The organism is Chromobacterium sphagni, from assembly GCF_001855575.1.
In the GTDB taxonomy this organism is placed as follows: domain Bacteria; phylum Pseudomonadota; class Gammaproteobacteria; order Burkholderiales; family Chromobacteriaceae; genus Chromobacterium; species Chromobacterium sphagni.
In genome coordinates this window covers 125,895-144,488 of sequence record NZ_MKCS01000003.1, presented here as the reverse complement: position 1 = coordinate 144,488, position 18,594 = coordinate 125,895, and the positions used below count along the sequence as shown (strand labels likewise).

At 62.1% G+C, this 18,594-nt stretch carries 20 protein-coding genes; 18 read left to right on the top strand and 2 right to left on the bottom strand.

Translation table 11 applies throughout. The annotated features are described in order from the left end of the window. Positions 1-27 precede the first annotated feature (27 nt). Complete coding sequence (locus BI347_RS19620) at positions 28-1,059, bottom strand: NAD(P)H-dependent flavin oxidoreductase (protein WP_071116829.1); 1,032 nt, start codon at positions 1,057-1,059, stop codon at positions 28-30. Positions 1,060-1,138: 79 nt separating this feature from the next. On the opposite strand from BI347_RS19620, the gene BI347_RS19615 reads away from it, so the two are divergent. The 18 genes from BI347_RS19615 to BI347_RS19530 all read left to right on the top strand — a co-directional run bounded on the left by BI347_RS19615 (position 1,139) and on the right by BI347_RS19530 (position 16,397). Next, complete coding sequence (locus tag BI347_RS19615; protein WP_071113566.1) at positions 1,139-1,330, top strand: hypothetical protein; 192 nt, start codon at positions 1,139-1,141, stop codon at positions 1,328-1,330. Between the two features lie 160 nt (positions 1,331-1,490). Beyond that, the gene (rpsB, locus tag BI347_RS19610) at positions 1,491-2,222 is read left to right on the top strand and encodes a 30S ribosomal protein S2 (RefSeq protein WP_071113540.1); all 732 of its coding nucleotides are present in this window, start codon (positions 1,491-1,493) and stop codon (positions 2,220-2,222) included. A gap of 75 nt (positions 2,223-2,297) precedes the next feature. After that, positions 2,298-3,164 carry a translation elongation factor Ts gene (tsf, locus tag BI347_RS19605; RefSeq protein ID WP_071113541.1) on the top strand — a complete coding sequence of 289 codons (867 nt, stop codon included), beginning with the start codon at positions 2,298-2,300 and terminating at the stop codon, positions 3,162-3,164. 89 nt (positions 3,165-3,253) lie between these two features. Beyond that, positions 3,254-3,973 (top strand): UMP kinase, encoded by a 720-nt coding sequence (pyrH, locus tag BI347_RS19600; RefSeq protein WP_071113542.1) that lies wholly within the window; start codon positions 3,254-3,256, stop codon positions 3,971-3,973. 76 nt (positions 3,974-4,049) lie between these two features. Continuing rightward, positions 4,050-4,607: a ribosome recycling factor gene (gene frr, locus BI347_RS19595; RefSeq protein WP_071116828.1), complete on the top strand. Its 558-nt coding sequence runs from the start codon at positions 4,050-4,052 to the stop codon at positions 4,605-4,607. A 34-nt stretch (positions 4,608-4,641) separates the two neighbouring features. Further along, the gene (locus BI347_RS19590) at positions 4,642-5,373 is read left to right on the top strand and encodes an isoprenyl transferase (protein WP_071113544.1); all 732 of its coding nucleotides are present in this window, start codon (positions 4,642-4,644) and stop codon (positions 5,371-5,373) included. Between the two features lie 6 nt (positions 5,374-5,379). After that, entirely contained in the window at positions 5,380-6,186 is an 807-nt protein-coding gene (locus tag BI347_RS19585) for a phosphatidate cytidylyltransferase (protein ID WP_071113545.1), read from the top strand. A gap of 16 nt (positions 6,187-6,202) precedes the next feature. Beyond that, on the top strand, positions 6,203-7,387 hold the full coding sequence (gene ispC, locus BI347_RS19580; protein ID WP_071116827.1) for a 1-deoxy-D-xylulose-5-phosphate reductoisomerase: 1,185 nt from the start codon (positions 6,203-6,205) through the stop codon (positions 7,385-7,387). Further along, positions 7,381-8,724, top strand: coding sequence for an RIP metalloprotease RseP (rseP, locus tag BI347_RS19575; RefSeq protein WP_071116826.1), 1,344 nt, complete (start codon positions 7,381-7,383; stop codon positions 8,722-8,724). The genes ispC and rseP overlap by 7 nt, the downstream gene beginning before the upstream one ends. 9 nt (positions 8,725-8,733) lie before the next feature. Then, positions 8,734-11,049 carry an outer membrane protein assembly factor BamA gene (gene bamA, locus BI347_RS19570; protein WP_071113548.1) on the top strand — a complete coding sequence of 772 codons (2,316 nt, stop codon included), beginning with the start codon at positions 8,734-8,736 and terminating at the stop codon, positions 11,047-11,049. A 21-nt stretch (positions 11,050-11,070) separates the two neighbouring features. Continuing rightward, the gene (locus tag BI347_RS19565) at positions 11,071-11,556 is read left to right on the top strand and encodes an OmpH/Skp family outer membrane protein (protein WP_071113549.1); all 486 of its coding nucleotides are present in this window, start codon (positions 11,071-11,073) and stop codon (positions 11,554-11,556) included. 51 nt (positions 11,557-11,607) lie between these two features. Then, a complete protein-coding gene (lpxD, locus tag BI347_RS19560; protein ID WP_071113550.1) occupies positions 11,608-12,654 on the top strand; it encodes a UDP-3-O-(3-hydroxymyristoyl)glucosamine N-acyltransferase in 1,047 nt (348 codons plus the stop codon). Continuing rightward, positions 12,647-13,099: a 3-hydroxyacyl-ACP dehydratase FabZ gene (gene fabZ, locus BI347_RS19555; RefSeq protein ID WP_071113551.1), complete on the top strand. Its 453-nt coding sequence runs from the start codon at positions 12,647-12,649 to the stop codon at positions 13,097-13,099. The genes lpxD and fabZ overlap by 8 nt, the downstream gene beginning before the upstream one ends. 2 nt (positions 13,100-13,101) lie before the next feature. Then, positions 13,102-13,878, top strand: coding sequence for an acyl-ACP--UDP-N-acetylglucosamine O-acyltransferase (gene lpxA / locus BI347_RS19550; protein ID WP_071113552.1), 777 nt, complete (start codon positions 13,102-13,104; stop codon positions 13,876-13,878). 4 nt (positions 13,879-13,882) lie between these two features. Next, positions 13,883-15,055 carry a lipid-A-disaccharide synthase gene (gene lpxB / locus BI347_RS19545; protein ID WP_071113553.1) on the top strand — a complete coding sequence of 391 codons (1,173 nt, stop codon included), beginning with the start codon at positions 13,883-13,885 and terminating at the stop codon, positions 15,053-15,055. Continuing rightward, the gene (gene rnhB / locus BI347_RS19540; protein WP_193430988.1) at positions 15,046-15,633 is read left to right on the top strand and encodes a ribonuclease HII; all 588 of its coding nucleotides are present in this window, start codon (positions 15,046-15,048) and stop codon (positions 15,631-15,633) included. The genes lpxB and rnhB overlap by 10 nt, the downstream gene beginning before the upstream one ends. A 2-nt stretch (positions 15,634-15,635) precedes the next feature. Further along, positions 15,636-16,151, top strand: coding sequence for a DNA-deoxyinosine glycosylase (locus BI347_RS19535; RefSeq protein ID WP_071113554.1), 516 nt, complete (start codon positions 15,636-15,638; stop codon positions 16,149-16,151). Positions 16,152-16,181: 30 nt separating this feature from the next. Further along, positions 16,182-16,397, top strand: a complete 216-nt coding sequence (locus BI347_RS19530; RefSeq protein WP_071113555.1) for a hypothetical protein — start codon at positions 16,182-16,184, stop codon at positions 16,395-16,397. Positions 16,398-16,401: 4 nt separating this feature from the next. Here the strand turns inward: BI347_RS19530 and BI347_RS19525 are convergent, their stop codons facing one another. After that, positions 16,402-18,567 carry an ATP-binding protein gene (locus BI347_RS19525; RefSeq protein WP_158020827.1) on the bottom strand — a complete coding sequence of 722 codons (2,166 nt, stop codon included), beginning with the start codon at positions 18,565-18,567 and terminating at the stop codon, positions 16,402-16,404. Positions 18,568-18,594: the final 27 nt, after the last annotated feature.

Genomic DNA, 18,594 nt, shown 5'->3' with positions numbered 1-18,594 from the left:
TTGCTTCTCTGGCGCCGGGTTGGGACGTTAAAGTTCTGACAGTCTGAGTTTGCAGGCGGCCGCCTCGGCCATGACCCGTTCGAACAGTTCCGCCACCGTTGGGACGTCCTCGATCAGTCCCTGAGCCTGCCCTATCAGCTGCACACCTTTCATGTGGTCGCCTTCCTGTATCGCCAGCCGTATCGATTCGGTCGCCGCGCCGAACAGCGCCAGTTGCCTTAGCGCCTGCGGCTGGCTGATCATGCCGCCGATCGCCATTTTCATCACCGGCATGCCCATGCGGCGCGCCATCTGGCTGGCGCGGAAGGCGGCGGGCAGCAGGCCCAGCGGTTTGCGGCAGGCGCGGCGCGCGGCCGGCGTGTCCATCACGCGGCACCATAGGCCGTCGAAATTCTTCGAGTACAGCGTGTCCGCCACGCCGCGTTCGCGGATCATGTCCTTGGTTTTTGCGTGCACCGGGCTTTCCCGCGTCATCGCCAGCCGCGTGCCCATCGCCACTGCATCGGCGCCCAGCGCCAGCGCGGCGATCAGGCTGTTGCCGTCGGCAAAGCCGCCTGCGGCGATGATGGGGAGCCGGCTTGCCTTGCGGATGGCTGGAATCAGCACCAGCGAAGTGACGTTGCCGCCATGGGCCGCGGCTTCGTGGCCGGTGACCAGCAGCGCGTCGGCGCCGCTTTTTTCGGCGGATATGGCGTGTTTCTCCGTCACCACGGTGGCAATCACCTTGCCGCCGTAATCATGAACCGCTTCGGCGATCCAGTCGCCTTTGCCCAGTGAGTAATTGATTACCGGCACCCGCTCCTCCAGTGCCGCCCGGGCGTTGTCGGCGGCGCCCGGCATCATTAGCGTGCAGCCTATGCCGAAGGGGCGGTCGGTCAATTCGCGGATGCGGCGGATGGCGGCGCGGGTGTCGGCGGCGGATAGCGGTCCGCTGGCCAGAATGCCCAATCCGCCTGCGTTGCTGACTGCGGCCACCAGTTCCGGCGTGGCGATGTAACTCATTCCGGGGCAGATTAGTGGGTGCTGGATCCCGAGCAGGCGGGTGAGGGCGGTTTGCATTGGGCGGGTCCGGAGTGGTTTACAATGGTGCGATATTGTTGATGTATTTGTCCTGAAATTCAAACGATTGTTTTATAACATGACGCTGATCATCGTATTGATAGGCTGGTTGTATGTGGTGCTGATGTTGGCGGTTGCCCAGCGCAGTGTGCCTGCGGGGCTGGCTATCGGCTTCTTTCTCGGGGTGCTGCCCACTTGGTTTGTTGCCTGGGTGGTACGCAACCGGCTGCGAAGGCGCGTCGCTGGGCGGAAAGATGCCGGCAAAGCTTGAGCTGGCGGGCCTTGAAGTGCTAGAATCCCGCGTTCCCTGCCATTCCGGTTGGGAATATAAACCAAACTACGCACATCCGCGCGAAAGGGTGCCAGTCTGAAACTCGAGTTCAGGCGGGTTGTCTGCGCGGATGGAGGCTTAACCCTTTAGGAGTTTTTGCATGTCCACCAACGTTACCATGCGTCAAATGCTTGAGGCCGGCGTTCACTTCGGCCACCAAACCCGTTTCTGGAACCCGAAGATGGCTAAGTACATCTTTGGCAGCCGCAACAAGATCCACATCATCAACCTGGAAAAGACCCTGCCGCTGTTCGTGGAGTCCCAGGAGTATGTGCGTCGTCTGGCCGCCAACAAGGGTACCGTGATGTTCGTTGGCACCAAGCGTCAAGCGCGTGAGATCGTACGTGAAGAAGCTGCCCGTTGCGGCATGCCGTTTGTTGACCACCGCTGGCTGGGCGGCATGCTGACCAACTACAAGACCGTGAAGCAGTCGATCAAGCGTCTTGAAGAGAAGCGCGCCATCCTGGAAGGTTCCGGCGATACCGGTTACAACAAGAAAGAACTGCTGGACCTGCAGCGCGAAGTCGACAAGCTCGAGCGCTCGCTGGGCGGTATCAAGGATATGAAAGGCCTGCCGGACGCCATCTTCGTTATCGACACCGGCTACCAGAAGGGTACCATCGTCGAAGCCAAGAAACTGGGCATCCCGGTTATCGGCGTTGTTGACACCAACAACTCCCCGGATGGCATCGATTACGTAATCCCGGGCAACGACGACTCCAGCCGTGCCATCCGCCTGTACGCTCGCGGCATCGCCGACGCGGTACTGGAAGGTCGCGCGCACTCTCTGCAAGAGATCGTCGCCGCCGCTGAAACGGCTCAAGCCGAGTAAGCGGACCATAAAGGGGCGCAAGCCCCTTTTTTTGGACCCGATTGTTTACGTAATCTAAATCATTAGGAGTGAAGCATGGCGGAAATCACCGCAAAAATGGTTTCGGATCTGCGCGCGGCCACCGGCCTCGGCATGATGGAGTGCAAGAAGGCTCTGGTTGAAGCTGACGGCGACGCTGCGAAGGCCGAGGAAATCCTGCGCATCAAGTCCGGCAACAAGGCCTCCAAAATGGCCGGTCGCCTGGCTGCCGAAGGCATCATCGGTTCCCATGTTGAAGGTGGCGTAGGCGCACTGGTTGAAGTGAACTGCGAAACCGACTTCGTTGCCAAGGACCCGACCTTCCTGGCGCTGGCCGCCGCCGCCGCCAAGGCTGCCGTTATCGCCAATCCGGCCGACGTGGAAGCGCTGTCCGCGGTGGAAATCGACGGCGTGTCCGTTGAGGAAATCCGCAAGGCTGCCATCGCCAAGCTGGGCGAGAACATGACCATCCGTCGTTTCGTTCGCTACCAGACCGAAGGCGCGATCGCCACTTACCTGCACGGCGCCAAGATCGGCGTGATCGTCGACTACGCCGGCGCCGAGCAAGTGGGCAAGGACGTGGCCATGCACATCGCCGCTTCCAAGCCGATCTGCGTTTCCAAGGATCAGGTTTCGGCCGACATCCTGGAGCAAGAGCGCAAGATCTACACCGCGCAGGCGGCCGAATCCGGCAAGCCGGCCGACATCGTCGCCAAGATGGTTGAGGGCCGCGTCAACAAGTTCCTGGCCGAAGTGACCCTGCTGGGTCAGCCCTTCGTCAAGAACCCGGATCAGACTGTTGAAAAGCTGCTGGCCGAGCAAAAGGCCTCCGTCAAGGCATTCGCCATGTTCGTTGTGGGTGAAGGCATTGAGAAGAAGGTAGTAGACTACGCAGCGGAAGTTGCCGCCGCGGCCAAGCTGTAAGCCCGGGCTTACCGCTTCATCGACGGCACCCTGCTTGCAGGGTGCCGTTTTGCAAATTGAAAACCACAAATCGCCAATCCGAGGACATCATGAGCCAAGTTCCCGCCTACAAACGCATTCTGCTGAAACTTTCTGGTGAAGCCCTGATGGGGGATGACAGCTATGGTATCAACCGCGCCACCATCGAGCAGATCGTGGGCCAAGTCAAGGAAGTGGTCGAGCTGGGCATTGAGGTGGGCATCGTGATCGGCGGCGGCAACATCTTCCGCGGCGTGGCTCCGGCTGCGGCGGGCATGGATCGCGCCACCGCTGACTATATGGGCATGATGGCCACCGTGATGAACGCGCTGGCGCTGAAGGATGCGATGACCAAGGTGGGTCTGATCGCCCGCGTGCAGTCCGCGCTGACCATGCAGCAGATTGCCGAGCCCTATGTGCGCGGCAAGGCGATGCAGTACCTGGAAGAGGGCAAGGTGGTGATCTTCGCCGCCGGCACCGGCAACCCCTTTTTCACCACCGATACCGCCGCCGCCTTGCGCGGTATGGAAATGAATGTGGATATCATGCTGAAGGCCACCAAGGTTGACGGCGTCTACACCGACGATCCGAAAAAGAACCCGGATGCGGTGCGTTACCAGAGCGTGACCTTCGACGAGGCCATCTCGCGCAATCTGAAGGTGATGGACGCCACCGCCTTCGCCTTGTGCCGCGATCAGCATCTGAATATCAAGGTGTTCAGCATCTTCAAGGACGGCGCTCTTCGGCGGGTCGTGCTTGGCGAAGATGAAGGCACGCTGGTACACTGCTGAGTTTGAAAATTGCTGAGGGCGAAAACGGCAATGGCCGTTTTCGCCTTGTCATTTGAAGTTTTGATGGGAGTGGGACATGATTAACGACGTCAAGAAGTCGACCGAACAGAAAATGCAGAAATCGCTGGAGGCGTTCAAGAACGACCTGTCCAAGGTTCGCACCGGCCGCGCCCATACCGGCATTCTGGATCATGTCATGGTTGACTACTACGGCAGCGACGTGCCGGTCAACCAGGTCGCCAACGTCACCTTGCTGGATGCGCGCACCATTGGCGTGCAGGCGTGGGAAAAGCCGATGGTGGCCAAGATTGAAAAAGCCATCCGTGATTCCGACCTGGGCCTGAATCCGGCCTCGATGGGCGAGATCATCCGCGTGCCGATGCCGATGCTGACCGAAGAGCGCCGCAAGGAGCTGATCAAGGTGGTGCGCGGCGAGGCAGAAGGCGCCCGCGTGACGATGCGCAATATCCGTCGCGACGCCAATAACGAATTCAAGACGCTGCTGAAAGACAAGCTGATCACCGAGGATGATGATCGTCGCGGCCAGGATGAAATTCAGAAGCTGACCGACAAGTACACCGCCGAGATCGACAAGGCGCTGGCCGCCAAAGAAGCCGACCTGCTCGCAGTATAAGGGGCGGATCTTGCTTTCCGGTTCTGTGACGCAAATGCCGGAGGGGCGCCAGCCGCCCCGGCATATCGCCATCATCATGGATGGCAATGGCCGTTGGGCCAAGAAACGCTTCCTTCCAAGGGTGGCGGGGCACAAGCGCGGGCTGGACGCGGTGCGCGAGGTGGTCGGTGCTTGCAAGGAAATGGGCGTTGGCTACCTGACGCTGTTCGCTTTCTCCACCGAAAACTGGCGCAGGCCGCAGGATGAAGTGACTTTCCTGATGGACCTGTTCCTGCGCGCGTTGGAGCACGAGGTCAGCAAGCTGCACGGCAACAACATCCGCTTGCAGGTGCTCGGATCGCGCGCGCGCTTCAGCGCCGAGCTGTGCGAGCGCATCGATCGCGCGGAGCAGAAAACGGCCGGCAATGACGGCTTGGTGCTGAGCATCGCCGCCGATTACGGCGGCCGCTGGGATATCGTGCAGGCTGCCAACCAGCTGTTGCAGCAAGGCGCGACCGAAATCACCGAGGAGGCCCTGAGCCGCCAGTTGACGATGTCCTGGGCGCCGGAGCCGGATTTGTTCATCCGCACCGGCGGCGAGCAGCGCATCAGCAATTTCCTGCTGTGGCAATTGGCGTACTCCGAGCTGTATTTCACCGACCTGCTATGGCCCGACTTCGACCGCGCGGCGCTGGAGCAGGCGATTTCTTCGTATTGGCAGCGTGAACGGCGCTTTGGTCGCACCAGCGAGCAATTGCCGGAACATCTACGCCGCGACAAACCCTGACAATTCATGCTCAAAACGCGAATTCTGACCGCGCTGGTGCTGCTACCTCTGATGTTGGCGGCACTTTTTCTCTTTCCCGCCTCGATCTGGGCGGGCTTCTCCTGGTTGATCGTGGTGCTGGCGCTGTGGGAATACTCCCGCATGGTCAAAATGCGCCTGCCGCAGCAGGCATGCTATCTTGCGCTTTCCACTCTGGCGGCGGCCGCCGCTTGGATGGGACATCGGCAGATGAACGCTGTTGAGCACGCGCTGGTGCTAGCTTTCTGGCTGGCCCTGGTGCCCTGCTGGCTGGTTCGGCGCTGGACAATCCCATCCGGTGCGCCGGCCTGGTTGTTGGGGTGGATGCTGATGATTCCCGCCTGGTTTGCCTTCCTGGAGTGGCGGCCGCAGCCGTCGATCCGGGACGCGCTGGCGCTCCTGGCGGTGATGGGCCTGGTGTGGGTGGCCGACGTGGCGGCCTATTTCTCCGGCAAAGCCTTCGGCAAGCGCAAACTGGCTCCTGCGATCAGTCCAGGCAAGAGCTGGGAGGGGGTTTACGGCGCGGTGGCATGCGTGGCGCTGTATGTCGCGGCTATCGACCATTTCGGCTGGCTGGATACCGGCTTGCCGTTGTGGGCCCTGCTGTTGCTGGCCTTGCCGCTGACCGCGGTCAGCGTCTGCGGCGATCTTCTGGAGTCCTGGTTCAAGCGCGCTGCCGGCATCAAGGACAGCAGCCGGCTGCTGCCTGGTCATGGCGGCGTGTATGACCGTATCGACAGTCTGATCGCCGTACTGGCGGTCAGCAATGCCCTGCGCGTGCTGGGCGGCATGTAATCTGGAAGCGATTCTAATGACCAAACCTCAGGGTATTGCAGTACTGGGGGCGACCGGAAGCGTCGGCTGCAACACGCTGGACGTGATTGCCCGGCATCCGGGGCGTTACCGGGTGGTGGCGTTGAGCGCTCACCGTCAGATGGACAAACTGTTTGAACAAGCATGCCATTTCCAGCCCGATTATCTGGCGGTGGCCGACGAGGATGCCGCGGCAGGCTTGCGGGAGCGCTTGGCGCTGGCGAGTGTTCGCTGCGAAGTGCTGCATGGCCCTTCGGCGTTGGAGTGGATAGCGGCGTTGCCCGAGGTGGAGGTGGTGATGGCGGCCATCGTCGGCGCCGCGGGCCTGCCTTCCGCGCTGGCGGCTGCCAATGCCGGCAAGCGCATCCTGCTGGCCAACAAGGAGTCCCTGGTGGTGGCGGGGCGTCTGTTCATGGATGCCGTGCGCGCAAGCGGCGCCAGCCTGCTGCCGGTGGACAGCGAGCACAGCGCCATCTTCCAGTCGTTGCCCGCCGATTACGCCGGGCAGCCCGATTCGGCAGGCATCCGCAAGATCATCCTGACCGCTTCGGGCGGTCCCTTCCGTGGCAAGAGCGCGGCGGAGTTGCTAGGCGTGACGCCCGCCGACGCCTGCCGCCATCCCAACTGGAGCATGGGACGCAAGATATCGGTGGACTCGGCCTCGCTGATGAACAAGGGGCTTGAGGTCATCGAGGCGCATTGGCTGTTCGGCGTGCCGCCCGAGCGGATCGAAGTGGTGGTGCATCCGCAAAGCGTGATTCATTCCATGGTGCAGTACCGGGACGGCTCGGTGATGGCGCAGTTGGGGTCGCCCGACATGCGCACGCCCATCGCCTGCGCGCTGGCTTGGCCGGAGCGGATTGAGGCGGGCGTGGAGCCCTTGGATTTCTTCTCGCTGTCCGATCTGAGTTTCGAAAAACCGGATTTGCAAAACTTCCCCTGCCTGCGGCTGGCGTTTGACGCGCTGGCAATGGGCGGAGATGCTCCGGCCGTGCTCAATGCCGCCAACGAGGTGGCTGTCGAAGCGTTCCTGAATGGCCGCTTGCCGTTTGTCGACATCCCTCGAGTGGTGGCCGAGACCCTTTCCGGAGTGGGAGTGGCGGCCAGCACCAGTCTGCAGGCATTGCTGGCGCGGGATCGAGAGGCAAGGCGCTTTGCCGAGGGCAGGGTGGGGGCATGCTGACGCTTATGGCTTTTCTGCTGGCTATCGGCCTGCTGGTGACTTTTCACGAACTTGGCCACTATTGGGTTGCCAAGCTGTGCGGCGTGAAGGTGCTGCGCTTTTCCCTCGGCTTCGGCTCCCCCTTGTTCCGCTTCCGCCCGCGCGAGACCGAGTGGGTGCTGTGCCCGATCCCGCTGGGCGGTTATGTGAAAATGCTGGATGAGCGCGAAGGCCCCGTCGCTCCGTCGGAGCGCGGCCGCGCTTTCAATAATCAGCATGTGCTCAAGCGCATGGCCATCGTGGTGGCTGGCCCGCTGGCCAATCTGCTGTTGGCGGTGTTGCTGTATTGGGGCGTGATCGCCCAGGGCGTGCCGCAGCTCAGACCCCTGGTCGGCACCGTGATCGCGCAGACGCCCGCCGCTTCCGCAGGCTTCCAGGCGGGTGACCGCATATTGAGCGTGGCGGGGCAGCCCGTGAGCAACTGGCAGGATATTCGTTTGGCGATGGTGGGAGCCGCGATGTCCGGCGGCGTGGTGCCGGTGCAGGTGCAGACTTCTTCCGGGGCCGGCGCGGCGCGCCAGATCGATGCCGGGCGCTTCGGCGACAAGGCGATGCTGGCCTTGCAGCAAGGCGATCCCGGCCTGTCTCCGGCTCGCTTTCTGCCGGTGCTGGGCGCGCTGGAAGAGAATAGCGTGGCGGCGCGCGCGGGCCTGAAGGCCGGCGACAAGCTGCTCGCAGTCAATGGCGTGGCCCTGAGAAGCTGGGAGGAGTGGGTTCAGATCGTGCGCAATAGCCCCGGCAAGGATCTGGCGCTGAGAATCGAGCGCAAGGGCCAGGCCCTAGAGGTCAAGCTTCGGCCGTTGGCGGTGGCGCAGGATGACGAAGTGGTGGGGCGGATAGGCGTCGGCCCCATGCCGGATCGCGCCTGGAATGACAAGTTGAGCTTTACCCTGCATTATGACGCGTTAGGCGCATTCTGGGCGGCTTGGGTGAAAACCGGCGACACGGCCTGGATGAGCGTCAAGTTCCTCGGCAACATGTTGATCGGCCACGCTTCTCTCGACAACCTATCGGGGCCGCTGACCATCGCCAATGTCGCCGGACAGACCGCTCGCGAGGGCCTGACGCCGTATCTGGAGTTCCTGGCGCTGATCAGCGTGAGCATAGGCATATTGAATCTGCTGCCCATACCAGTTCTGGATGGGGGCCACTTAATGTATTATGTCGCGGAGCTGGTTAGAGGTAAGCCCGTCAGCGAACGGGTGCAATTGCTCGGACAAAAAATTGGTTTCATATTGCTGGCGTCTTTGATGGCCTTTGCCATGCTGAATGATTTCAGCCGCCTATTTGGGGGTTAAAACACACCTATGAAATTGAAGCGACTCGCAGCGGCCGTAGTAGGCCTGTCCATGGCCTCCGTAGCCGTGGCTGCTGACCCGTTTGTAATCAAGGATATCCGCGTTGAAGGCCTGCAGCGTACCGAGCCCGGCACGGTCTTCAACTATCTGCCGGTGAAGGTCGGCGACACCTTCTCCGACGCCAAGGCGCAGGAATCGATCAAGGCGCTGTTCAATACTGGCTTCTTCAACGATGTGCGAGTGGAGAATCGCGGCGACACCCTGATCGTCACCGTGGCCGAGCGCCCGGTGATCACGCAGTTGAACATCAACGGCGCCAAGGAATTCAGCAAGGACCAGTTGAAGAAGGCGCTGAAGGACAACGGCTTCGCCGAATCGCTGATCTTCGACCAGGCTCTGCTGGACGGCGCAGTGCAGGAGCTCAAGCGCCAGTACTACAGCCGCGGCAAGTACTCGGTGGAGATCACGCCGTCGGTGACGAAGCTGGAACGCAACCGCGTTTCCGTGACGCTGGACATCAACGAGGGCGTCACCGCGCGCATCAAGGAAATCCGCATCGTCGGGGCCAATGCGTTCGCTCAGTCCAAGCTGCTGGACGAATTCAGCCTGACCACTGGCGGCTGGCTGTCCTGGATCACCAAGGACGATCAGTACTCGAAGCAGAAACTGACCGGCGACCTGGAAAAGCTGAAGGCTTTCTACCAGAACCAGGGTTACATGGAGTTCGCCATCGACTCCTCGCAGGTGTCGATCAGCCCGGACAAGCAGGACATGTATCTGGTGATCAACGTGCACGAGGGTAAGAAGTTTACCGTGTCCGACGTGCGCCTGGCCGGCGACCTGAAAGTCCCCGAAGCCGATCTGCGCAAACTGATTCTGATCAAGAACGGCGATACCTTCGACAACGAAAAGGTGACGGAATCCGTAAAGGCGATCAGCGATCGCCTGGGCAATGCCGGCTACGCCTTCGCCAACGTCAATGTGCTGCCCGACATCGATCACGACAAGCAGACCGCCGCCTTTACCTTCTTCGTCGATCCGGGTCGCAAGACCTACGTCCGCCGAGTCAATGTCGCCGGCAACAGCAAAACCCGCGACGAAGTGATCCGCCGCGAGCTGCGCCAGCTGGAAGGCGCGCCGTACAACGCCGCCGACGTCAAGCGCAGCAAGGAGCGCCTGGAACTGCTGGGCTACTTCGAGGATGTCAACGTCGAGACGCCGGCAGTAGCCGACGCGCCCGACCAGGTCGACATGAACATCAGTCTGAAAGAGCGCTCCACCGGCAGTATCTCCGGCAGCCTGGGCTATGTGCAGGGCGAGGGCCTGGTGCTGGGCGCCAGCATTTCGCAGAGCAATATCTTCGGCTCCGGCAAATACATGTCGCTGAGCATGTCCACCGGCCAGGTGAACAAGAACTACGCGTTGTCGTTCACCGATCCGTACTTCACGCCGGATGGCGTCAGCCTGGGCTACGACCTGTACGACCGCGTCTACAATCCCGACGCCACGTCGATCTCGGCCTACAAGACCAGCACCATCGGCGCCGACGTGCGCTTCGGCGTGCCGATTACCGAATACGACCGCATCAACTTCACGTTGGGCGCGGAAAAAACCGACATCACCACGTATTCGAACAGTCCGCAACAGTACATAGATTTCGTCAATCAATACGGCAGTAGCAACTACACTATCCTCGGTACGGTAGGCTGGGCGCGCGATACTCGCGATAGCGCCTTGTGGCCGACCAAGGGCGCCTCCATCAAGGTGAATGCCGATGCCGGTCTGCCGGGTGGCAGCCTCGAATATTACCGCCTGACCCATCAGCAAACCTGGTTCTTCCCGCTGTCCAAGGACTTCACGTTGATGCTGAACGGCGAATTGGGTTATGCCAACGGCTATGGCAAGACCAAGGTGCTGCCGTTCTTCCAGAACTTCTACATGGGCGGTCTCGGTTCGGTGCGCGGCTACGATACCAGCAGCATCGGCCCGTACGATGCGGTTGCCAACTCCTACCTGGGCGGTAACCGCAAGGCGGTGGCCAACGCGGAAATCCTGTTCCCCTTCCCGGGGATGAAGGATAATAAATCGTTGCGCGCCAGTCTGTTCTTTGACGCGGGTACGCTGTGGAACACCAATCTGACGACCCAGCAGAATGCCTCCGGCATTCATAGTTCGGCGAGCGATGGCTTCCGCTATTCCGCAGGTCTGGCGTTGACCTGGTTGTCGCCGATGGGACCGATGAAGTTCAGTATTGCCAATCCGCTGAAGAAAGAGCCGAATGACAAGATCCAGCGCTTCCAGTTCCAACTGGGCGCCTCGTTCTAACCCGATTCTCAGGATGCAATCATGAAAGCATTGAAATGGTGGCTTGCGGTACTGAGCGTAGCAGCCTTGCCTGTTCATGCTGCCGACTTCAAGCTGGGCTATATCAACGTTGAGCGCATCTACCGCGAGGCGGGCGCGTCCATCGCCATCTACAAGAGGCTGGACAAGGAGTTTGCCGACCGGCGTGAGGACATGAAGAAGATGGAGGCGCGCGCCAAGGAGTTGGAGACCCTGCTGGGCAAGAACAGCCTGCCCCAGGAGGACCGCAAGCGCTATGAACGCGAGTACGCCAGCCTGGATCGGGACTATCGCGCCAAGTCCAGGGAGATCGCCGAGGATTACAACCAGCGTCGCAACGAGGAGTTCGCCGGAGTGACCGAGCGTGCCAACCGCCTGGTCAAAGAGATTGCGGCGCGGGAGCAGTATGATCTCATCCTGCAGGATGCGGTCTACATCAATCCCAAGTTCGATCTGACGCCTCAGGTGTTGAAGGAACTTGACAAGTAGTCGTCTCAACCGTCACCGGAGTAAGCCGACCCCGGGTCGGCTTTGTTTTTGATGTCCTATACACTTGCATACATTGTTGAGCAGCTGGGCGGTGAAGTGCGCGGCGAAGATCTGGCGGTGTCCAGGCTGGCGCCGCTGGAGTCGGCTCAGGCTGGCGAGATCGCCTTTGTCGGCCACGCCAAGTTCCGCCGCCAGATGCTGGCAAGCGGCGCCGGCGCGCTGATCGTGACCGAGGCGCTGGCGGCCGAGTTGCCGGGGCGCTCGCTGATCGTGGCCGCTGACCCTTATCTGTACTTCGCGCGCCTGGCCAGCCTGTTCCATCAGCAGCCGCGGCCACGCGCCGGCATCCATCCGCGCGCAGTGGTGGGCGAGGGCTGCCGCATTGCCGCCAGCTGCGAAATCGCCGCCAATGTCACTATCGGCGAGCGGGTGGTGATAGGCGAGCGTTGCCGTCTGCTGCCCGGCGTGGTGGTGGGTGATGATTGCGTGCTCGGCGACGACGTTACGCTGCATGCCAATGTCACGATTTATCATGGTTGCCTGATCGGCAGCCGCGTCGGCGTTCACTCCGGCAGCGTGATCGGCGCCGACGGTTTCGGTCTGGCCTGGGACAAGGACCACTGGTTCAAGATTCCGCAGACCGGCCGCGTGGTGCTGGAAGACGATGTGGAGATCGGCGCCAACACCACGGTGGACCGGGGCGCGATGGCGGATACCATCATCCGCCGCGGCGCCAAGATAGACAATCTGGTGCAGATTGCCCATAACGTTGAAATCGGCGAGCATACCGCCATCGCCGGCTGCGTAGGCATAGCCGGCAGCGCCAAGATCGGCGCTCGCTGCACCGTCGGCGGCGCGGCGATGTTCGTCGGCCATATAGAAGTGGCGGACCGCACCCACATCGGCGGCGGCACCCTGGTGTCGAAGTCGATCAAGGAGGCAGGCAACTACGCGTCGTCCTACCCCTTGCAAAGCATGAAGGACTGGTTGTCCAACGCCGTCCACGTGCGCCATCTGGATGATTTCGCCAAGCGCATCAAGCAGCTTGAGCGGGAACTGGAAACACTGAAAAAATCGAAGGAAGAACCTCATGAGTGAACATGCAGTCTCGATCGACGTCCGCGAGATCATGCGTTGTCTGCCGCATCGCTACCCGTTTTTGCTGGTGGACCGCGTCACCGAGTTGGAAGCCAACGTCCGCATCAAGGCGCTGAAGAATGTCACCATCAATGAGCCGTTCTTCGCCGGTCACTTCGAGCAATACCCGGTGATGCCGGGCGTGCTGATCATCGAGGCGCTGGCCCAGGCGGCCGGCATCCTGGCGATCAAGAGCGGCGGCGAGCGCAAGGAAAACGAGCTGTACTTCTTCGTCGGCATCGACAACGCCCGCTTTAAGCGCCAGGTGGTGCCGGGCGACCAACTGGTGTTCGAGGTTACCCAGTTGACCGTCAAGCGCGGCATCGGCAAATACGCCGCCCGCGCGCTGGTGGACGGGCAGGTGGCTTGCGAAGCCGAAATCATGTGCGCACGGCGCGAGGTGTAAGCATGGCTATTCATCCGACCGCGATCGTTGATCCCAAGGCGCAGATCGCCGAGGATGTCGAGATCGGCGCGTATTCGATCATCGGCCCTCATGTCAGCATCGGCAGCGGCAGCTGGATCGGCCCGCACGTGGTGATCGAGGGGCATACCTCCATCGGCAAGAACAACCGCGTATTCCAGTTCTGTTCGCTGGGCGCCATACCGCAGGACCTAAAATACGCTGGCGAGCCGACCCGGCTGGAAATTGGCGACAACAACACCATCCGCGAGTTCTGCACCTTCAATACCGGCACGGTTCAGGATGGCGGCGTCACCCGCATCGGCAACGACAACTGGGTGATGGCCTATGTGCACATCGCGCACGATTGCCAGGTGGGCAGCCACACCATCCTGGCTAATAACGCCACGCTGGCCGGCCACGTCCACATCGGCGACTGGGTGTTCCTGGGCGGTTTCACCAGCGTGCACCAATTTGTCATCGTCGGCGAGCATGCGATGACCGCCTTCGCCAGCGCCGTGGCGCAGGATATTCCGCCGTACGTGACGGCGCATGGCAACCGCGCGGTGCCGTCCGGCATCAACGCCGAGGGCATGAAGCGCCGCGGCTTCAGTCCGGAGCAGATCCGCCGCGTCCGCAATGCCTACAAGACGCTGTATCGCCAAGGCCTGAGTTATGACGAGGCCAAATCCGCCATCCTGACCGAGGCGGCCGAGGGACATGGCGAGCTGGAGCCGTTTGTGCGTTTCTTCGGCCAATCCGCGCGAGGCATCATCCGCTGAACCTATGAGCGATCACTTGTTCAAGCGCAAAGGGGCCTTGAAGGTCGCCATGGTAGCCGGAGAGGCATCGGGCGACCTTCTTGCTGCCCACCTGATGGACGCGTTGCGCGCCCATCGCAGCGACATCGAATTCGCCGGCATAGGCGGACCTCGGATGGAGGCTCGCGGCTTTCACAGCATGGTGCCGCAGGAGAAGCTGGCGGTGCGCGGCTATTCCGAGGTGTTCAAGAGCCTGCCGGAGTTGTTGCGCATCCGCCGTCAATTGCGCGACAGGCTGCTGGCGGAAAAGCCGGATGTCTTCATCGGCGTGGATGCGCCGGATTTCAATCTGGGGCTGGAAGCCGCGCTGAAGAAGGGCGGCGTCCCGACCGTGCATTACGTCAGCCCTTCGGTCTGGGCGTGGCGGCCGGAGCGGGTGCAGAAGATAGGCAAGGCCGTCAACCACGTGTTGTGCCTGTTCCCGATGGAGCCGCCGCTGTACCGCCAGGCCGGCGTGCCGGTAACTTATGTCGGGCATCCGCTGGCCAGCGAGATTCCGCTCAAGCCCGATATGGGCGCGATGCGGGAACAGCTGGGCGTGCCGCCTCACGTGCCGGTGTTCACTCTGATGCCCGGCAGCCGCAAGAGCGAGCTGGAATACATGGTGCCGGTGTATCTGGACACCGCCCGCCTGTTGTTGCGCCAGTATCCGGATGCGCAGTTCCTGGTGCCGCTGGCCACCCGCGCCACCATGGACCTGTTCGAACAGATGCTGTATCGCTACAAGGCGCGCGATCTGCCTATCCGCAGGCTGTTCGGTCATGCGCAGATGGCCACCATCGCCAGCGACGTGGTGCTGGTGACCAGCGGCACCGCTACGCTGGAGGTGGCGCTGACCAAGCGGCCGATGGTGATCAGCTACAAGTTGTCGGCATTCACCTACCGGCTGGTCAAGCGCAAGATCAAGCTGCCGTATGTCGGCCTGCCCAATATCCTGTGCGGGCGCTTCGTGGTGCCGGAACTGTTGCAGAACCAGGCTACGCCGGAAAAGCTGGCGGCCGAGATGCAGCGCCTCCATACCGACGCGGCAGCGCGCGCCGATATGGAAAAAGCTTTTACCGAGCTGCATCTGGCTCTGAGGCAGGATACCGCCACTCGGGCGGCGCGCGCGGTGCTGGAGGTGGCGCGATGCCACTGATTGCCGGGGTGGACGAAGCGGGGCGGGGCCCGCTGGCCGGCGCGGTGTTCGCCGCCGCGGTCATTCTGGATCCGGCCAGGCCCATTGTCGGCCTCGCCGACTCCAAGGTACTGAGCGCGGCGAAACGCGATGAACTGGCTGCCTGGATCAAGCGCGACGCGCTGGCCTGGTGCATCGCCAGCGCCAGCGTGGAGGAGATAGACCGCTTGAACATCCTGCAGGCTACCATGCTGGCGATGACGCGGGCGGTGGCGGGCCTGTCGCTGGCGCCGGATCAGGCGTTGATAGACGGCAACCGCGTTCCCAAGAGCCTGCCGGTGCCGGGCGAAGCCATCGTCAAGGGCGACGCCAAGGTGGCGGAGATCTCCGCCGCCTCCATTCTCGCCAAGACGGCTCGCGATGCCGAGCTGGTTGCGCTGGATGCGCTGCATCCGCAATACGGTTTCGCGCGACACAAGGGTTATCCCACCGCCGAGCATCTGGCCGCCATCGAGCGGCATGGCGTGCTGCTCGAGCACCGCAAGACTTTCGGCCCGGTCAAATCCTGGCTGGCCCGCCAGCAAACGCAATTATTCTAACCATGGACACACCATTGGCAGCGGTGGCCGACAAGCGCTGCTTCCCGCCGTTGGCCGATGCGGACACCCGCTTGCTGATACTCGGCTCCTTGCCGGGCGACGCCTCCCTGGCGGCGGGCCAGTATTATGCGCATCCACGCAACCAGTTTTGGCGTCTGCTGGGCGAACTCCTGCGGCAGGAGCTGCATTCGCTTCCTTATCCTGAGAAACTGGCCGAGCTGCAGGCCGCCGGCATAGGCCTGTGGGACGTGGTGGCGGAGGCTCGGCGCCGCGGCAGCCTGGACGCCGATCTGCGCGATGTCCGGCATAACGATCTGGCCCGGCTGGTCGGCAGCCTACCCAGGTTGCGGGCCGTGGCCTTCAATGGCGCCACGGCTGCCAAGGCGGCGCCGCGGTTGGCTGGCCTGGGGCTGGAGTGGGTCGCCTTGCCATCGTCCAGCCCCGCGCATACTCAGGCATTCGCCGCAAAACTTGCAGTCTGGCGGCAATTGGACCGATATTTACATTTCCAAGCATGAGTTTTTCAGCACCCAGCCGGAGGGTCGCCGATGAATCGATACTGCATCTGGTTTGTCACCGCCGACGACAGCGTGATGCGTCGGGCCGAGGTCGCCATCAACGGCGTCATCCATTGCCATCAGGTACTTGAGGAAATAGAGTCGCAACTGGCGTTGGACTGTGGCCTCAGCCAGGTGATGATCGTCGACTGGAAACGCTTTGAAGTGCCGGAGCAGGACGGCGGCCGGCTGGTGCGCGTAGCCTGAGCGCTCAGCTCTTGGCGCTGGGCAGATAGCCCTGCCGCAGGCAGGCTTCCCTAGTGGCGTGGAATTGCGCGCTGACCTGCGCGATGCTGGCCGCTGGCGAGCAGGAGGATTGCGCCGCCTCCTGTTCCAGTTCCTGGCAGCGTTGCGCCAGGCTGGAGAATCCCAAGGTCATCGCTCCGCCTTTCAGGTTGTGGGCCAAGTGGAACAGCTTTTCGCGATCAGGGTGCTGAGGGCTCGATTCCAATTGCAGGATGGTGGGCTCGTGGTTGGCAAAGTACTGCTTCACCAGGTCGCTGTATTTGCCATGCGACAGCAGCTCGATAAAGTCGGCGATGGTTTGCGTATCGAACGCGGGAGTTTCCTGCGCCGGCGGCGCGGGGGTTTCTTCTGGCGGAAAATGCTGCTGCAGCGCGGCCAGCAGCTGGTTGCGGTTGAGCGGTTTGGTCAGAAAGCCGTCCAGACCATGGCTCAACACCATCTGCCGGGTTTCCGGAAAGGCATCCGCGGTCAGCGCGATGATGGCCATCCGCGGCGTCAGCGCTTCCTCGCGCATGCGCCGGGTGGTTTCCAGGCCGTCCATTCCCGGCATGTGAAGATCCATCAGCGCCAGATCGAACGGCTGGCGCCTGGCGATCTCCAGCGCTTCCTGTCCTGAGGCAGCCAGCGTCGGCAACTGGCTCATTCTTTCCAGCAACGCCTGCATGTATTTGCGGTTGACGGCATTGTCGTCCACCACCAGGATGCGCATCGACAGACGAATGGCGGGATAGAACGGCTGCTCGGCCGCCTCCGCGGAATATTGCGGCGTCGGGATCACTTTCAGCGGCAGGCTCAACTGGAAGCAGCTGCCCTGCAGGGGCGAGCTGGTAACCGAAATATCCCCCCCCATCAGCATTGCCAGGTTCTGCGAAATTTCCAGCCCCAGGCCGCTGCCGCCAAACTGGCGTGCGGTGGAGCCGTCGCCCTGCGAGAAGCGCTTGAACAACCGGGAAAGCGTGGCCTGGTCCATGCCGATGCCGGTGTCGGTGACCGTCAGCGTCAGCCTGGCTTCGTCCGGTTGCGGGCCGGGAGCGCTGGCCGCGTTCACGATGACGCCGCCGCGCTCGGTGAACTTGATGGCGTTGCTCAGCAGATTGAGCAGAATTTGCCGCAGCCGGGTGGGATCCAGCTCCACCCATTCGGGAAGGTCCGCGGCGATTTCCAGCTTCAGCATCACGCTCTTGGCTTGGGCCTGGGCGCTCATCAGGTTGGCGATCTGCCGCAGCAGGTAGCCAAGGTTGCAGGTGGCCGGCGCCAATTCCAGCTTGCCGGATTCCAGCTTGCTGGCGTCCAGCACATCGTTTAGCAGCAACAGCAGGTGTCTGGCGGATTCTTCCGCGGTGCTGATGTAGCTGGCCTGATTGCGGCTGGGGTTGCTGTCGGCCAGCAGCGCCAGCATGCCGAGTACGCCATTGAGCGGCGTGCGGATTTCATGGCTCATATTTGCCAGGAAGGCGCTCTTGGCCAGGCTGCCGGCCTCTGCCTGTTTGCGCGCGTCTTCCAACCGGGTGGTGAGCGTCTCCAGGGTCAGGCGCCTGCGCTCCAGCTGCCGCAATTGGCGGACGACGACGAAGCAGAAGCCCAGGATGAGTACCCACTCGAAGCCCATCAGCCAGTTGCCGATGGTGATGTGCTGCTGCATGGTGCGGTTGCGGTCGTCCACCAGCTCGGCCACTGCCTGGTTGGCTTGCAGCGACATGTCGTGCAGGCCGTTGGCCAACGCGGCCAGCTGGCCTTCGAGTTGCGCCAGCGCCGCCGGCGTTCGCGCCGCGGCCGGGCTGGCGAGCAGGGCATCTCCTTTCTGGACGAATGCGTCCAGCCTGGGCTGCATCCGCCGATACTCCGGCAGGTCCTGCAGCAGGCTCTTGTACAGGCCGCTGCGGATGATGCCGATGCGGCTGACGAAGATGTCGTAGCGCTCCTGCAGCTCATCGGGGGTGATCAGGCCGCGTTGCGCTTTCTGCAGGGCGGCCTGCAGATGCAGTTCCTCGGCTTCGAGCTGGAAGTAGGCCCAGATGATGTTGTCGTCCTGGTAGAGCAGGGCGCTGGCCAGCATTTCCGATTGGCGGAATTGGATATAGGCGACGCTGGCGAAGACGCAGATCAGCGTGACGCCAATAGCGATCAGCATGCGCCAGCTTGGATGATGCCGTTTGAC

Coding starts and splice junctions, on each gene's coding strand:
- BI347_RS19620 (WP_071116829.1), bottom strand. CDS start 1,059: ATGCAAACCGCCCTCACCCGCCTGCTCGGGATCCAGCACCCACTAATC.
- BI347_RS19615 (WP_071113566.1), top strand. CDS start 1,139: ATGACGCTGATCATCGTATTGATAGGCTGGTTGTATGTGGTGCTGATG.
- rpsB (WP_071113540.1), top strand. CDS start 1,491: ATGTCCACCAACGTTACCATGCGTCAAATGCTTGAGGCCGGCGTTCAC.
- tsf (WP_071113541.1), top strand. CDS start 2,298: ATGGCGGAAATCACCGCAAAAATGGTTTCGGATCTGCGCGCGGCCACC.
- pyrH (WP_071113542.1), top strand. CDS start 3,254: ATGAGCCAAGTTCCCGCCTACAAACGCATTCTGCTGAAACTTTCTGGT.
- frr (WP_071116828.1), top strand. CDS start 4,050: ATGATTAACGACGTCAAGAAGTCGACCGAACAGAAAATGCAGAAATCG.
- BI347_RS19590 (WP_071113544.1), top strand. CDS start 4,642: ATGCCGGAGGGGCGCCAGCCGCCCCGGCATATCGCCATCATCATGGAT.
- BI347_RS19585 (WP_071113545.1), top strand. CDS start 5,380: ATGCTCAAAACGCGAATTCTGACCGCGCTGGTGCTGCTACCTCTGATG.
- ispC (WP_071116827.1), top strand. CDS start 6,203: ATGACCAAACCTCAGGGTATTGCAGTACTGGGGGCGACCGGAAGCGTC.
- rseP (WP_071116826.1), top strand. CDS start 7,381: ATGCTGACGCTTATGGCTTTTCTGCTGGCTATCGGCCTGCTGGTGACT.
- bamA (WP_071113548.1), top strand. CDS start 8,734: ATGAAATTGAAGCGACTCGCAGCGGCCGTAGTAGGCCTGTCCATGGCC.
- BI347_RS19565 (WP_071113549.1), top strand. CDS start 11,071: ATGAAAGCATTGAAATGGTGGCTTGCGGTACTGAGCGTAGCAGCCTTG.
- lpxD (WP_071113550.1), top strand. CDS start 11,608: ATGTCCTATACACTTGCATACATTGTTGAGCAGCTGGGCGGTGAAGTG.
- fabZ (WP_071113551.1), top strand. CDS start 12,647: ATGAGTGAACATGCAGTCTCGATCGACGTCCGCGAGATCATGCGTTGT.
- lpxA (WP_071113552.1), top strand. CDS start 13,102: ATGGCTATTCATCCGACCGCGATCGTTGATCCCAAGGCGCAGATCGCC.
- lpxB (WP_071113553.1), top strand. CDS start 13,883: ATGAGCGATCACTTGTTCAAGCGCAAAGGGGCCTTGAAGGTCGCCATG.
- rnhB (WP_193430988.1), top strand. CDS start 15,046: ATGCCACTGATTGCCGGGGTGGACGAAGCGGGGCGGGGCCCGCTGGCC.
- BI347_RS19535 (WP_071113554.1), top strand. CDS start 15,636: ATGGACACACCATTGGCAGCGGTGGCCGACAAGCGCTGCTTCCCGCCG.
- BI347_RS19530 (WP_071113555.1), top strand. CDS start 16,182: ATGAATCGATACTGCATCTGGTTTGTCACCGCCGACGACAGCGTGATG.
- BI347_RS19525 (WP_158020827.1), bottom strand. CDS start 18,567: ATGCTGATCGCTATTGGCGTCACGCTGATCTGCGTCTTCGCCAGCGTC.